13 protein-coding genes and 1 pseudogene are annotated in these 15,052 nt (G+C 63.1%); 7 read left to right on the plus strand and 7 right to left on the minus strand.

Annotated features, from left to right (window positions below; translation table 11 throughout):
• Positions 1-103 precede the first annotated feature (103 nt).
• From PAB09_RS00510 to PAB09_RS00520, 3 genes are all read right to left on the minus strand, one after another.
• On the minus strand, positions 104-1,750 hold the full coding sequence (locus tag PAB09_RS00510) for a bifunctional ADP-dependent NAD(P)H-hydrate dehydratase/NAD(P)H-hydrate epimerase (RefSeq protein WP_271034174.1): 1,647 nt from the start codon (positions 1,748-1,750) through the stop codon (positions 104-106).
• A 50-nt stretch (positions 1,751-1,800) separates the two neighbouring features.
• Positions 1,801-2,094, minus strand: a complete 294-nt coding sequence (locus PAB09_RS00515) for a hypothetical protein (RefSeq protein WP_271034175.1) — start codon at positions 2,092-2,094, stop codon at positions 1,801-1,803.
• Positions 2,095-2,339: 245 nt separating this feature from the next.
• Entirely contained in the window at positions 2,340-3,665 is a 1,326-nt protein-coding gene (locus PAB09_RS00520; RefSeq protein WP_271034176.1) for a M20/M25/M40 family metallo-hydrolase, read from the minus strand.
• Positions 3,666-3,870: 205 nt separating this feature from the next.
• On the opposite strand from PAB09_RS00520, the gene bioB reads away from it, so the two are divergent.
• The 5 genes from bioB (at position 3,871) to amn (ending at position 8,667) form a co-directional block, all read left to right on the plus strand.
• On the plus strand, positions 3,871-4,866 hold the full coding sequence (gene bioB, locus PAB09_RS00525; RefSeq protein WP_271034177.1) for a biotin synthase BioB: 996 nt from the start codon (positions 3,871-3,873) through the stop codon (positions 4,864-4,866).
• Positions 4,867-5,121 (plus strand): biotin synthase auxiliary protein BsaP, encoded by a 255-nt coding sequence (bsaP, locus tag PAB09_RS00530; RefSeq protein ID WP_271034178.1) that lies wholly within the window; start codon positions 4,867-4,869, stop codon positions 5,119-5,121.
• A 205-nt stretch (positions 5,122-5,326) separates the two neighbouring features.
• Positions 5,327-5,545 (plus strand): hypothetical protein, encoded by a 219-nt coding sequence (locus PAB09_RS00535; protein ID WP_271034179.1) that lies wholly within the window; start codon positions 5,327-5,329, stop codon positions 5,543-5,545.
• A 126-nt stretch (positions 5,546-5,671) separates the two neighbouring features.
• A complete protein-coding gene (locus PAB09_RS00540) occupies positions 5,672-6,592 on the plus strand; it encodes a Sir2 family NAD-dependent protein deacetylase (protein WP_271034180.1) in 921 nt (306 codons plus the stop codon).
• A 674-nt stretch (positions 6,593-7,266) separates the two neighbouring features.
• Positions 7,267-8,667, plus strand: a complete 1,401-nt coding sequence (gene amn, locus PAB09_RS00545) for an AMP nucleosidase (RefSeq protein ID WP_271034181.1) — start codon at positions 7,267-7,269, stop codon at positions 8,665-8,667.
• Between the two features lie 48 nt (positions 8,668-8,715).
• Here the strand turns inward: amn and PAB09_RS00550 are convergent, their stop codons facing one another.
• Positions 8,716-9,567, minus strand: coding sequence for a PhzF family phenazine biosynthesis protein (locus tag PAB09_RS00550; RefSeq protein WP_271034182.1), 852 nt, complete (start codon positions 9,565-9,567; stop codon positions 8,716-8,718).
• A gap of 170 nt (positions 9,568-9,737) precedes the next feature.
• Between PAB09_RS00550 and PAB09_RS00555 the strand changes: the two genes are divergently transcribed.
• On the plus strand, positions 9,738-10,673 hold the full coding sequence (locus PAB09_RS00555) for a S1 family peptidase (protein WP_271034183.1): 936 nt from the start codon (positions 9,738-9,740) through the stop codon (positions 10,671-10,673).
• 118 nt (positions 10,674-10,791) lie between these two features.
• Here PAB09_RS00555 and PAB09_RS00560 read toward each other — a convergent pair whose 3' ends face one another.
• From PAB09_RS00560 to PAB09_RS00570, 3 genes and pseudogenes are all read right to left on the minus strand, one after another.
• On the minus strand, positions 10,792-11,205 hold the full coding sequence (locus tag PAB09_RS00560) for a thioesterase family protein (protein ID WP_271034184.1): 414 nt from the start codon (positions 11,203-11,205) through the stop codon (positions 10,792-10,794).
• 244 nt (positions 11,206-11,449) lie between these two features.
• A complete protein-coding gene (locus PAB09_RS00565; protein ID WP_271034185.1) occupies positions 11,450-12,862 on the minus strand; it encodes a dicarboxylate/amino acid:cation symporter in 1,413 nt (470 codons plus the stop codon).
• Between the two features lie 672 nt (positions 12,863-13,534).
• A pseudogene (locus PAB09_RS00570) lies at positions 13,535-14,287 on the minus strand (esterase/lipase family protein); the annotation flags it as partial.
• 61 nt (positions 14,288-14,348) lie between these two features.
• On the opposite strand from PAB09_RS00570, the gene PAB09_RS00575 reads away from it, so the two are divergent.
• On the plus strand, positions 14,349-15,044 hold the full coding sequence (locus tag PAB09_RS00575) for a DUF1801 domain-containing protein (protein WP_271034187.1): 696 nt from the start codon (positions 14,349-14,351) through the stop codon (positions 15,042-15,044).
• Positions 15,045-15,052 lie beyond the last annotated feature (8 nt).

The following is a 15,052-nucleotide window of genomic DNA, read 5'->3' on the forward strand; positions in this document are numbered from 1 at the left end:
CGTTTGCTTACCGACGCACCCAGTGCGCCTGTGAACAGGCCATATGGCGGTCGCGGTGGGTGGTTTCAATCGACGTTGATGTATTCGTCCCACCAACCGCCCCCTAACGCGCCATCGTCAGCAGCTTCGCTAACGCCGCGGGGATGGCGTCGGCAATGCGGGAGGCGGTGGCGATAGCCATGCCGTGCGGGGTGCGCGCTGCTTCCAGGGATGCGTGAATGTGTAGGGAGTTGGCGTGCAGGATCTCCATGATGGCCGTGTCTATTTCCCTCTTGGACAGCTGCTCGGTTTCGGCGAGGAAAAACTGCTGCGCCAGCACCGCGCCGAGGATCCCGGAAAGCACGTCGCCGGAACCGGGTGTTGCGGCGTAGGAATGCCCGGCGTTGACACCATAAACCGGCACACCGGGGGCGGTGACGTGCGTGATTCGGCCCTTGAGCATGACAAAGCAGTCCAAAGCCTGTGCAAGATCACTCATTAACTGCGCGCGCCCCACCTCCTGCGGCAGCGGCCCCACGCAGGATTCGTATAGTGCGGTAAATTCCCCATAGTGCGGGGTGAGCACCACAAAGGGGTGGGCGCGCACCGCATCCCGGATGCTCTCGTCATGGGCGATGATGCGCAAGGCGTCGGCGTCGATGATGGTGGGCTCGCGGCGGGCGAGAACCAGGTTGAGCTCCGCTGCGGCCTGGTCATCGGTCCCGCGGCCGGGGCCGATCACCCAGCTCTGCGTGCGGCGGGCATCCGCGACGGTGTCGAAGCGCACCACCTCAGGGTGGTGGTGGACGATCTCAGGCTGACCCACCACCTGCACCATGGCCGGGGTCGCATTCACCGCCCCACCCGTCGACAAAATGCCCGCACCTATATATCTGCTACTGCCCGCGCACAAGGTGGTCACCCCGCCGGTGTATTTCGTTGCGTGGATTCCGGGCGTGGGATCTACCAAGGGGCCGGTGCACCCCACCGGTTTAGGGGCGGTGACCAGCCCCCGTTCATCATCGACGAGCGGGGCCGTAGGCCAGGTAAAGCAGGCCTCGTTGGGCTCATAGGCGAGGTAGGCTTCGGCCTGGCCGGCGTCGGCAAGCGCCTGTGAAAAGGCAACCGGTCCGCCTGGAAGCTGCAGATCGCTGATGACAACCTGCCCGCACTCCGGGGCGAAAACATGACCGGTGCGCGCCCAGCCAAAGGTAATCGTCGCATCGGCGACCACGCACCGGGAGGCGGCGACGCCGGTGCGTGCATCGATGCCGGTTGGCATGTCGATTGCAAGAACCAGCCCGCCTGCGCGCCGGGTCGCATCGAGGATGTGTTCGGTGTGTTCGTCGATCGGGCGGGCGGACGCAAGGCCTGCGATCCCATCGATGATGAGGTCATAAGCGCGCCCCTCGCGGGCAGTGCACTCCTGCACAGGAAATACCGCACACCCTGCATCACGGCAGGCGGCAAGCGCGTTGGCATGGCAGTTGTCGCTGACCAGTGCGACGTCCGCGCTTTCGCCCTGCTGCTGCAGGAAAGACGCCGCGTACATGCCATCGCCGCCGTTGCCACCCGGTCCGGCGAGCACCAGCACGCGGGGGCCGGGTTCGTAAGCGGGGGATCGGTTGGAACTGCTGCTTGCGAGCATCGCTTGCGCGGTACCGGCGACGGCCGTTGCGGCCAGGCGCATGAGTTCATCGGGGAAGTGCTCGTGGCGCATGAGTGCGGCTTCGGCCGCGCGAACGGTGGTAACGGAATAGGCAGGTCGCATATCCCAAGCCTAGTCCCGGCACCTACTGTGGCGGCATGTCCAGGATTGGGCTAGATGGAGCGCTCGATGTCCATTCGGCTCGGCGCGAGCGCATAGGCGGTGGTGTCCACGGTGCTGACGATGGAGGTGGCCGAGGAGTTAACCCCGAAGCTTTCGGCGCCCGAGGCCTCAGCCGCAGCGGCCGCCGGGATGATGGTGGTCATCGTGGCTCCGAGGATCATCGTGGCGATCCCGAAGTGACGTGCCCTGTTGCGCCGCAGGGTAGCCCCGGGGACGGTGCGGGCGGCGGTGGCGTTGGCAGAAGCGGTGGCGGTAGCGGTGGTGACGTTGTCTGTGCTCGTCATGGTTCCCACTATCCGCCGTAAGACTTGAAGGATGCTGAGCCCAACCTGCGCAAGCAGCCGGTGATTGGCTGAAAGTTGTTAATACCCAGGCTGGATGGCTACTCCCGCCAACCTGGCTAGAACCTTGGAACCCCACTGCGCACTGCTTTTTCGCGCCCCGCGCCTTATTCGGTGTGTATCGACCCCGGGAACTGGGGCTGTTTCTTAAAGACATCGGGGCCGGAAAAGATAACAGCCCTCAACCTCTAACACACGAACTTCTCAGCCACCCTGCGGTAGCCCTCCACGGTGAGCTTGAGGTCTTCGAGGTGCAGGTATTCGTCGTGGGAGTGCAGCTGCCCGTGGACGTGCCCGAGGGTGCGCGCGGGCGCGTGGACGGCGAAGCCGTAGCCCACGCCGCCGAGCCGGCGGGCAAAGCGTAGGTCGGAGCCGCCCGGTGCGATCATGGGTACGACGGTGGCGTCGGGGAAGAACTCGCGCAGCGTATCGGCCAGCGCCTCATACAATGGGTGTTCGGTGGGGGATTGGGTGGCGTCCTCACTGATGAGGTGTTCGATTGCGACGTCATCGGCCAGGTCGCCGAGTGCTTCGCGCAGCAGCTTATCGACGTATTCCTGGTCCTGCCCCGGAAGAGTGCGAATGTCCATCTCCAGCCAGGCGTGGGAGGGCAACACATTGATGGCCTGGCCCGCGCGCAGCACGGTCTGGGCGATGGTCAGGTGGCTAATCGCGTCGGCGAAGCCGGCCAGCTCACCAAGCTGGCGCAGGGCATCCGGGTCTAATCCTGCGATAAGTGCTTGCTGGGTGTGCTCGTCGAAGCGGAAGGCGCGGATGAACCCACTCCAGATGTCGCTGTCACTGATGTGCGGGCGAATAGCGGCGATGCGCTCGGCGACGCGAGCGATCTTCACAATGGCCGAGTCCTTGTTGTACGGGGCCGAGCCGTGCCCGGCGTCGCCGTGGACGTGCAGGCGGCGTTGGGCTGCCCCCTTCTCGCCGACGTAGATGATCACCGAGTCGGAGCCGTCCCGGCCGGGTAAGTGGGAGCCGCCGGTCTCCGAAAGGCAATTGCGCCAGCTTAAGGCCTCGGGGTAGTTCTCGCTGAGCCACTTAGCGCCGAGGGTTCCGCGGGATTCTTCGTCGGCAAGCGCGGCGAAGTACACCGTGGCGCGGTTGCCGCCGCGACGGGCGATATCCCGGGTTACCGCAGCCATGGTCGCGGTGATAAACAGCATGTCGACCACGCCGCGACCATAGAGGATGCCGTCCTCGATGACGGCATCGAAGGCAGGCTTGCTCCACTTGGCTTCATCGACGGGAACGACGTCGGTGTGTCCCATAAACGTCAGCGGTTCGGCATCCGGGTCGGTGCCTTCTACCTTCACTATGAGGCTGATACGCCCCGGCTCGGGCTCGAAGCGCTGGAGGACAGCACGGGGTGTGTCGGCGAAGAAGCGCGCGAGCGTGTCGGCGTTGCGCACCTCCTGCCCGGAGCCGGGGGTGAAGTCGTTGACGCAGGCGTTGCGGATCAGTTCTTGGAGGAGGTCAAGGGTCTCGTCATAGAGGGGCATGCACTCAACTTTAGGGGTACCAGGGGGTAGGAGGGGGTATTAAATCCGTGTATTTGCTAAACGTCGTTCAATTTAGGCGTTAGGATTCTTGAACGGCGATCAATCATCCGCGGCGGCCATACCCAGATAGGGCCTGGCAACGCGAACTATCGAACAATCGAACAACAACGCACAAGCGGAAAAAGGTTTCGAGGAGACACTTTCAATGAGCGACATTCTGGAGCGCGCCCGGGTCAAGGTCCTAGAGCAGGGCATCGGTCTGAACAAGGATGAGGTCTTAGAGGTCCTCACCTTGGATGATGACCAGATCCCGGCACTGCTGGAGCTGGCCCACGAGGTCCGCCTGAAGTGGTGTGGCGAAGAGGTTGAGGTCGAGGGCATCATCTCTCTCAAGACCGGCGGCTGCCCCGAGGACTGCCACTTCTGTTCCCAGTCCGGTCTTTTCGAGTCGCCGGTTCGCTCCGCCTGGCTCGATATCGCAGGCCTGGTGGAGGCCGCGAAGCAGACCCAGAAGTCCGGCGCCACTGAGTTCTGCATCGTCGCCGCCGTCAAGGGCCCGGACGAGCGCCTCATGTCCCAGCTCGAGGAGGCGGTTGCCGCCATCAAGAGCGAGGTCGACATCGAGGTTGCCGCCTCCGTGGGCATCTTGACTCAGGAGCAGGTCGACCGCCTCAAGGCCGCCGGCGTGCACCGCTACAACCACAACCTGGAGACCGCGCGTTCCTTCTTCCCGAACGTGGTGACCACCCACTCCTGGGAGTCGCGCCGGGAGACCCTGCGCATGGTCGGCGAGGCTGGCATGGAGGTCTGCTCCGGCGGCATCCTCGGCATGGGCGAGACCCTCGAGCAGCGCGCCGAGTTCGCCACCGACTTGGCTGAGCTCAACCCCACCGAGGTGCCGATGAACTTCCTCGACCCGCGCCCGGGAACCCCGTTTGCTGACCGCGAGGTCATGGAGACCTCCGACGCCCTGCGTGCCATCGGCGCCTTCCGCCTGGCCCTGCCGAAGACCATCCTGCGCTTTGCCGGCGGCCGCGAGCTTACCCTCGGTGACCTGGGCACCGAGCAGGGTCTGCTGGGCGGCATCAACGCCGTCATCGTCGGTAACTACCTGACCACCCTGGGTCGTCCGATGGAGCAGGACCTCGACATGCTGGGCAAGCTGCGCCTGCCGATCAAGGCCTTGAACGCGAGCGTCTAAATGAAGACCGACTCTCATGATCTTCTCACCGCCATCATGGCTGGTGAGACCCCGATCTTCCACCCGAATACCGGGCAGGAGATCGCTTCCGGGGAAGAAATTCACCTTTCCCCGTCCGCGCGCGCTGGCTTGGAGGCACCTCGCTACTGCCAGCTGTGTGGCCGCCGCATGGTGGTCCAGGTGCGCCCCGACGGCTGGGAGGCAACGTGCTCCCGCCACGGCACCGTGGATTCCGTGTATCTCGGCCGCAGGTAGTTTTCTACCCAACGTTTTCTGGTTCATAGCACGAGCCCGGCACCGCGTGTGCCGGGTTTTTGCTTTCCGACGCCAAGGTGGGCGCTGCCGATCGAAGATCCCACCAGCATGTGGCCGCATTTTCCTTGCGTGTTCGAACAATGGGCCGCGCACTGTCTGCTGGTCTATCTAGGCTGTGGATGTACAGCCTACGAAGGAGAGAGATATGGTACTCACGATTGAAAGGAAGAATTCCGAGGAGCTTCGCCGTCGCAGACGTGAATTGACCGATGTCTTGATCGCTCGCTTTTCCGAGATCGAAGGAGCACCAATGACACGACAGGATCTGAAAGATGTTGCGGCCAGGTGGTGGCTTTCGCCTGAAGAGCGGGATCTTTATGACGAGCTCCGGCGGGTGGAGATGCTGCTTGACATAGATGAATGAGCGCGGCAACAAGGTGTCTCGCATGCTGGCGGCAAAATGGGTGTGGGTGTCCACCGGGTGCCGTCGCTAAGCGGCACGCACGGTGCGCGTTTGCGCTTTGTCGGTGACGGTTCCACAATGGCGGACATGGAAGACCCTGCTGTTGCCATGGCGCATGCCTCCGCGCTGCGTTCGATCGCGCGGGTGGTGGAGGAGAAGGTTGAGCCCACCGATCCTCAGGTGGCGCTGGAGCGTGTCGTCGCCCAGTTGGGGCGCGGGGGCGTGCTGGTGGTCACCGGCGCGGGGGTGTCTACGGATTCCGGCATCCCGGATTATCGCGGGCCGCGCGGCTCGCTCTCGCGGCATCGCCCCATGACCTACCAGGAGTTTCGCTATGACCCGGCGGCATTGCATCGCTATTGGGCGCGAAGCTTTATCGGCTGGCGGCACATGGATGCGGCCCGCCCGAATCGGGTGCACGAGCTCATTGCGGCGTGGGAGAACGCCGGCGCGGTACACGGGATCGTCACGCAAAACGTCGACGGGCTGCATCAGGCGGCGGGGTCGAAGCATGTGGTGACACTGCATGGGGACATGTCCACGGTGGTGTGCCTGAACTGCGGTTTCAAGGAGGATCGGCGCTTGTTCGACACCCGCTTGGAGGCCGCGAACCGGGGGTATATGGACTCGATTGCCATCGACGCCTCGATGGTCAACCCAGATGGTGACGTCGCCCTAGCGGAGGAAGACGTTGCGCGTTTCCAGCTGCTTGGCTGCGTAAACTGTGGTTCCTCGCTGCTGAAACCGGACGTGGTCTACTTCGGCGAGCCGGTGCCGAATGAGCGCAAGCAGCAGGTGGCGGGCATGCTTGCGGAGTCGGAGTCTGTGCTGGTGGCGGGTTCGTCGCTCGCGGTCATGAGCGGCATGCGCATCGTGTTGGATGCGATTAAGCAGGGCAAGGAGGTTTCGGTCATCAACGGCGGGCCGGGCCGTGCCGATGATCGCGTGGATACGGTGTGGCGCAACCAGCTGCGCCCCGCGCTGGAGGCGGTCGATGCGCGGTTGTAGTCAATGCGCGCATGCTTGCCGACGCCTCCGGTGGCCGCCTGTGGCCGTCGGCAAGCAAAAAAAGGCGATGTAGCTGCGGTGATGGTGAAATCTAAAGAACCTAAAGAATCTAAAGCCGTTTGGCCGAGCGAGGAGCACATGTATCTCCACAACAACTCTTTTCGACAAGGCTTCGGTATTTCATCAGTCTTTTTCGGCGACAGGAGGCTGAACACCATCTCGTCACCGCGCTCCGCCACGACTACCTCACCTTCACCCTGCCGTATCTGGGCGAGTACCTACGACTGGGCTAGCGCCGCTAGGCGTGCATGCGGCCTGAGCCGGGAGCGGGGAATTGTTTCGTAGAAAACGGAAATGGCCTGAATATACGCAGTTGGTTGTAGGTTTTCTGGGATTTTCTGAGGCGTTTTTGGTGGATGCTTCCGAGCGCTTGAAAGGGTGCTCGACGTGGGTGTGCGCGGTTGAGGGTGCTGTCGCCGACAAATCTGTGGGCTCTGAAAGTGCACCCTAGCGTTTAGCCCAAGCGTTGCGGGGCGGGTGTGGCATTCGCCAAGCGCGATCCACGCGGCGGCATTAAGCTCGAGGAGAACCAAGAGCGAAAGTAGGGGCCCGTCAGGAGGACGTGGCCACCGCACCCAAGGTAAGTGGGGGCGGGTTATGAGGAGGAAGCAAACATGGATGTTGTGGCAGCGGTAGACAAGCTGGTGGAGATCTACGAGGAATCCACCCGAATCGCCCGCGAGGTCTTCGAAACCGGAGACTACGCTCGTTATGCCGAGGTGGTCTATCCCAAGCTGATCGTCACGGTCAAAAGCTGGCATCCGATCGACCGCACCCAGGCCTATGGCTACGTCGACGAGGCCGGCGTCTATTCCGCGGTGCTCTCGCGCCCGGGGCTCATGCGGCAGTACCTAAGCGCCCAGCTTGAGCGCCTGAGCTGCAACTATGAGTGCGAGATCGAGGTGGTGGCCTCCGATGTGCGCATCCCGCCGGAGTACATCGACGGCATCGAGGGCCTAAGCGAGGCGCGCCGGGCCGGCGACACCGGCGAGTTCGTGCCGCGGCCAACCTTGGATGACGTCGACGACGCGATCATCGACGGTGACTGGGAGGCCTTCCACGGCGCGGAGAAGCCGCTTTTCCATTTCACCCCGCAGCGCTTCGACATCGCCTGCGCGCGCATCAGTCACTACACCGGCATCGCGCCGGATACGGTACAGCGCTACATCCTGTTTACCAACTACGCCATGCACACGCGCGAGTTCCTCCGCTTCGCGCTGGCCGAGCTCAACCGTGACGGTTCCAGGTATCGGGCGTTGATGCTTTCCGACGGCCACCGCATCGACCGCGAGGCTGCCGCAGGGGCGGATGCGGATGCCATCAATCTGCAGACGGGGCATCAGATGCCGCGACTGGATCTCATCGCCGACGATCATATGGGCATCACCATGATCAATATCGGCGTAGGGCCTTCGAATGCCAAGACCATCACCGACTGCCTTGCTGTGCTGCGTCCGGAAGCCTGGGTGATGATTGGCCACTGCGCAGGCCTCGACGGACGCATGCGTATCGGCGACCTCATCCTGGGCAACGCCTATCAGCGCGACGATCACTTGCTCGACGGACACATCCCGCTGGAGTTGCCGATTCCCGCCGTGCCAGAGGTGCAAAAGGCCTTAGAGAAGGCCGTGCGCAAGATCTATGGCGAGGACCTGCAGCTCATGCGCACCGGAACTGTGCTGTCCACCGACGACCGCAACTGGGAGTGGCACACGCCGAAGAAGCTGTGGGAGCTGCTGCGTGGGTCCACGGCCGCGGCCTGCGACATGGAATCGGCGACGCTGGCGGCCAACGGCTACCGCTACCGCATCCCCTACGGCACCCTGCTGAGCGTCTCCGACCTGCCGCTGCACGCGGTGCCCAAGCTACCGGCTGCGGCCCAGACCTTCTACACCAACTCCAAGGAGGCGCACGTCATGTGCGCCGTGCGCGCGGTGGAGAAGCTGGCCGCCAACCCGGAGAAGCTGCGCACCAGGAAGCTGCGCCGCACCATCGGCGAGGTGCCGTTTCGCTAGGAATACGCACAGGCCACAGTGGGCAACAGTGGGCAGCGGTGGGGATTGCTAGAGGTCGACGCTACCGTCGATAAGGGCCTGGCAGGCCCCGCCGATCCAGTAGTTGTTGGACTGGCTCCCCGTCTCGGAAGTGACTCGAACCTCGCCGCGGCGACCCACCATGGTGCCTTGGCGCACGGTCATCGTTGCGGGCAGCCGTTCCGTCTCACCCAGCCACCGGGCAAAGCCCGCGTTGAGCGAGCCGGTGACCGGGTCCTCGCCGATGCCGGGTATCAACGCGCGTACCTCGGCGTCGAAGGGCTCGCCCTCGGCGAAGGCGTAGAGCCCGATACCGGTCCCGGTGACCGTGGCGAGGAGATCATAGTTGGGCTCGACCCCGCGCAGGGAGTCGACGCTATCGAGGACGAGGCCTAAGAAGCGGGGCCCGTTGACAAGCCAATGGGCATCGCGCACCTGCGTGTGATCCAGCCCCAGCCCGCGCAGCGCCTGCTCAAGCTCGGCCTCGGTGGGCTCGCGCTCCTCGATCAATGCAGGGGCCTTGAAGGCGAAGACGGGTTGCGCACCACTGGAGTCGACGCGCACCTCCACTAGGCCAATCCCGCACTCTTGGACGAGGTGATCGGTGCTGGTTCCCGAGCGGCTTAGGTAGGCGTAGGCGGAGCCCAAGGTGGGGTGACCGGCGAAGGGCAGCTCGTAGTGAGGAGTAAAGATGCGCACCCGGTAGTCCGCATCCGGGTGGGTAGGGTGCGATAAGAAGGCGGTCTCGCTCAGGTTGGTCCAGTTGGCGAAGGCCTGCATCTGTTCGTCGCTGAGGTCGTCAGCATCGTGGACGACGGCCAGGGGGTTGCCGGTACAGGGGCCGGTGTGGAAAACATCGACTTGGGAAAAGGGAAGGCGCATGGGGTCCATGCTAGCGACGCTGCCTGCACCCTGTGTGGCCTTCGTCTAGCTGGTGCCTTAGTCTATGCAGACTTTGCGCGTTGAATACCCATGCGAAGCAGTGGACTAAACTAGCCTGAATGGAAGATGAGAAAAGTCCTGTGAATCTCTTTGATTATTGAGGAGCAATAATGGTTGGCTTTAGGCGCATGGCTCGTGGCGCGTGCAGTATGGCCGTCGCGGCAACGCTGATTCAAGCCCCGCTGGCAGTAGCGCAAGAAGCGCAATCCGTGGATTCCGCGCCACAGATGACGCTCCAGACCAGCAATCCGGTGCAAAGCGACGACAATCGTGTTGCCCAATACCTCGCCTACACCTCCGATGCGGAGGGCAACGAGGTATTCGCTGGCAGCTGCACCGCCGAATACATTGGCAGCAACACCTGGCTGACTGCCGCGCACTGCCTCACGGCGGCAACAGATGTCACGGTCATGCGCTTGCGGCAAAACGCCGCTGAGGTAGCCCCCGTCATTAAGTATTCCTTCGTCGACCCGAATGCGGACATCATGGTGCTACACGTGGGCGAAGGTATTCAAGCCGATGCCTTCAACCTTCCTGCCCGCGAACTTGGGGTGGGCGAAGTGGCAACTATTACCGGATATGGCGGGCAGGTATATGCCACCGAGGCCTTATACGCGGTTCAGCAGCTGTTTGATCGGGGAACCTACTACGACAAAGTCTATTGGACCGAGTCGACCACCAAGTATCAAGGCTGCCCGGGTGACTCCGGTTCGCCCTTCCATAAGGACAACACGCTCTACGGTGTGCATTCCCTGGGCGAGGGCAACGATGTTTGCGGCGATCGCCTCGGCGCCGGCGGGGAAGAAAGCCGCGTCCTCCCGCACGTCGACTACATCAAGGCGCTCATTGCTCATTGGGAGCCGGCGCCCGGAGCTGCTGCTGGCCCACGCCCCACGGTTGTCGAGAGTGCCTTGCCCTATGACGAGCCGAACATAAATGCCGGTTATCCGGGCGTGGTCATCCCCGATCCGACCCCAGATACCGAATCGGGATCGGGGGCAAGTTCCGGTTCAAGCCTGCTGTCAAGCTTCGGATCCTCCATCTAAAGACCGCGACCCGGATGCGGCTAACGCCTTGGCCACACGCATAGGCGACATCGGGGTGACCTCGGCCGCATAGACCTTGGCCCTTCCCATCGACCATGGGCGGGGTCGAGGTCCTTATTTAAGATTTCTTCGTGGGGAGCTTGCTGAGGAAACGCTCGCGATTGACCAGCCCGCGCTGGTGGGTGCCGGTGGAGATGACCGCGTATTCATCGCGGGCGGTGATACTAAATAGCAGCGCGCGACCATTGACCTCCTCGAGGGTGACGTCCACGGTGACGGTGGAGCCGGGCACGGTGGGGGCCTGGTGGGAGAAGTTCACGTGCGTGCCCAAGGTGACCTCGTCGTCGTCGATATGCGGGGCGAGCGCCTCGATGCAGGCCGCTTCGATGACGGCGGTCATGAATCCGGTGGCGAACACGTGCGGCATCGCGGCGAAGTCTGCCCGCTCCGGCAGGATATACGGCACCGTGCGCTTTTCGTCGACGAGGTAGGTCATGGTGTGGGTAATGCCCGGAACGAGGGTGTCCTTCATGGGTGCGGCCTTTCTTGTGGTGCTTGTTGATCGTGTGCGCGCCCAGCGTGCACGGTGTGTCTCCCGTCACAGGATAGTAGAAAACCCGTTGGGGTGGGGCGAATCCTTGTGCCCGAGGCAACGTCGTGTGCCGGGCATAGAAAAAGGACACCGCCGCTGGCGGTGCCCGTTTCCTCAGTCCTGATTCACCTTTGACGTGAACCTGTGTCAGCAACCTTGAATAAGGTGCGCGCTAAATGGGGCTTTAAGCGCGTACCGGTTCGGAGGCTTCGCTGTCGTGCGCCGCGGTGGCCGCGGGTGCAAGCTCCTCTGCGGGTGCGGCATCGAGTGCCGCGCCGTTGTCGTTGGCGTCCCAGACATCCTTGTCCCAGATGCCCGCGCGCTTTGCGACGATCAGTGCAGACAGTGACTGGCCGGTGACGTTGACGGCGGTGCGGCCCATATCGATGATTGGCTCGATAGCGAGCAGCAGGCCAACACCGGACAACGGCAAGCCCAGGGTGGACAGGGTGAGCGTGAGCATGACGGTTGCACCGGTGGTGCCGGCGGTGGCGGCAGATCCGATGACGGAGACGAAGATGATGAGGAGGTAGTGCGTGAAGTTGAGATCAATGCCATAGAACTGGGCGACGAAAATTGCTGCAACTGCCGGGTAGACTGCTGCGCAACCATCCATCTTGGTCGTAGCGCCCAGCGGGATGGCGAAGGAGGCGTATTCGCGCGGCACACCCATGGATTCGGTGATGCGCTCGTTGACCGGCATAACTCCCATCGAGGAACGGGTGACAAAGCCCAGAGAGGTTACGGGCCATACGCGCTTGTAGAAGCCGAGCACAGGAATCTTGTGTGCAATCAGAACGGCCGGGTAGATGACGCCCAGTACGATGGCCAAGCCGACGTAAATGGCGAGCACGAACTTGCCGAGGCTTCCCAACGCGTCCCAGCCATAAGTGGATACGGCCTTGCCGATCAGGGCGGCGGTGCCAATCGGGGCCAAGCGGATGATCCACCACAAGACCACCTGGACGATCTTGAGGAGGGAGGAGGCAAACTCGACGAAAGGTTCTGCCGCCTTGCCCGCCTTGAGAGCAGCGATGCCGAGCGCGAAGGAGATCACCAGCAGCTGCAGCACGTTAAAGCTTAAGGAAATGCCACCCGAACTCGAGGTGGAGGCGGCCAGGGCCAGGAAGTTCTGCGGGACGATGGAGTTAATAAAGCCCAGCCATGAGCCGGTGGTGGAAGGCTCCGCCGCCTGGGAAGGATCGATGCTGGTGTTAAGGCCAGGGCGCATGACAAGTGCGACCACGATGCCGGTGACCACCGAGAAGAGCGCGGTAATGGCGAACCATACGATCGTCGACACCGCCAGGCGGGCGGCGTTGGCAACCTGGCGCAGGTTGGCCACGGAGGTGATAACCGCGGTGAGGATCAACGGCGGAATCATGACCTTGAGCAATTGCACGTAGGTCGAACCGACCCAGGTGAGCAGGTTCGTCAGCCAGCTAGTCTGGTCCGCACCGAGGTTGCCGTCGAGGCTGCGGGCAATGAGGCCTAAGACGAGGCCGACGATGAGGCCAGCGGTGACTTGGGCGCCGAAGCCGGTGAGCCAGCCGGGCAGGCGCTTGGCCTGCTGGGCCGTGGGGGTAGTGGTGGACATGGGGCTCCTTGATCTACATTAAGCTAATAGACCAAGCGGTGCATTTTTGGGAAACGATAAAGCAAGGGTTCCGCTTGGTGATATCGCCATTAAACACCTAGCGTATGGCCTAAGACAAGTCCCTTCTGTTTGGCACTAATAGACCACATGGTCTATTTGTAATGTCCATGTGAATAAAAACGCAGGCCGCGCTCAGTTTTACCCCCGCTGGGCGCAAAGCGGGCAGCGTCTTATGCAACATCCGGGCACATGGCGACGGTGAGTAAAAAGGGGGCCGGGCTGCGTGCGGGCGCGTCACCGTCGGCACGCATGCCGCAACGCGGTGGCGCCTCGGCGGTTGCCACCTGTGGCGAAGCAGAACTACTTTCCGCGGCGGCGCAGCGTGCGGGCGCGGCGAACGGTATCGGGAATCCGTAGCGGGATATGAAAGGAGGCGCCAGGCATGGTGCCGGTGCGGTGCGGTAGCGCGGACAGTCGTATAGAGGCTACCTGTGGCAAGGGTGGCACGGACACCTTCGGCATCTTTGGAGGCATCGGTCGCTTCTTCTTTGGCTGCTGCGCGGCGTTAGGGTCGGCATCGGGGCCGGCTAAGGCATCAAGGTCTGAGGATTCGGGCGCGGGCAGCGGCCACTGGGTACCGGGCTCACCGGCAGGTTGAGGGGGGCAGTCGAGGATCTCACCCAGCACCATCTGGCATACCCGGAAATCAAAGGGCATGTTTTCATGGCGCACAACCGTATAGGGGTTTTCGTCTTGGACGTAGAAGTTGTGGGAGTAGTCACCCTCAAGGAAGCAGGACTCCACGGGGGTGATGATCGCGTCGGAGCGGGTGGTGATGCTGGAGTAATACACTCCCGGTAGGCAGTCCCCATCCTGGTTCAATGCCGCGATGAGGGGGCTGTCGGTGATCATCTCAAACCCGGAGGGGCCAAACCAGTTTGAAATGATTGCATTCAATACTTCCGAGCCGCGGCTGGTGCGCGCCAGCGAGCCCATCACCCCGCCGCGCACGGTCCCGTGATTGGGCACCGACAGGCTGATGAGCTGATGCACCTTGTCGGCCCCGCCCAGAAGATGCATCCAATAACGGGCGATGATCCCGCCCTGGGAATGCCCGACGAGGATGACCTTTGCCGCGCCGGTGATCCGCATGACCGCGTCGATATAGGCGGCGACTTGCGCGGCCGACTCGGCGACGGGTTCGGTTGAGCGCTTGCCGAAGTCCGGGGCGAATACGCACAGGCCCTCCTCGCGCAGCATCGGCCCGAGCCTGCGCCAATCCGACTTGGTGACGCCCGTGCCGTGAATGAGGATCACGGGGAAGGGGTGCTCCAGGGTGGGGCGTGCGCGCCAGTCATCCTCGAAGATCCCGGCGGCGGGCACGCGCGCTGAAAGCGGAAGCTGATGTGGCTTAGGATGGCTCATACATCAATTCCTACTCAGATTTGCGCCAGCGCGCAGCCATCGAGCCGAAAGAACTGTTCCCATGAGCACCGATTCCACGACTCGTGCCAGCACCAGCGCGGAAACCACCCCACTGTCGGCCATCCCCGGGGTGGGCAAACCCTGCCAGCGCGCGCTCGCCGATGCCGGCTTTGCCAACCTCGAGTCCCTGGCCGGGGCGCGCTATCCGGACCTGCTTTCCCTACACGGGGTGGGCGCGCGCGGGCTCGAGCGCCTGAACGCGGCGTTGCAGGACAAAGGCCTTTCGCTTGCCGACGCCCCCACGCCGCCCGAGCGCACCGCCACCTTCACCCGCGGGCATACCGGGGACAACGCCGCGGACCTGAAGACTCACGCAACGGCAGTCAACCCGGCGCAGTTTATCGAGGAGCTGCCCTGGGCGCGCCGCATCGAGCACGGCCGCACCCTGCTCGAGTTGTTTGCCCGCGCGACGGGGGAGGAGCCGGTCATGTGGGGGCCCACGATGATCGGCTATGGGCAGTGCCACTACACCTACGCCACCGGCCGCGAGGGCGATACCTTCATCGTGGGCTTTTCGCCCCGTCAGGCGAAGATTTCGCTCTACGGCCTGCCCAAGGAGGACCCCGCGATGGCTCGTCTTGGCAAGTACAGCGCTGGCGTATCCTGCGTGTACGTCAACAAGCTCGAAGACATCGACCTTGCGGTCTTGGAGCAGTTGGTTGCCACCGCCTACCACGGGGAGCTTGGCCATTGCTGAGCCGGTGT

The organism is Corynebacterium sp. SCR221107 (genome assembly GCF_027886475.1).
In the GTDB taxonomy this organism is placed as follows: Bacteria; Actinomycetota; Actinomycetes; order Mycobacteriales; family Mycobacteriaceae; genus Corynebacterium.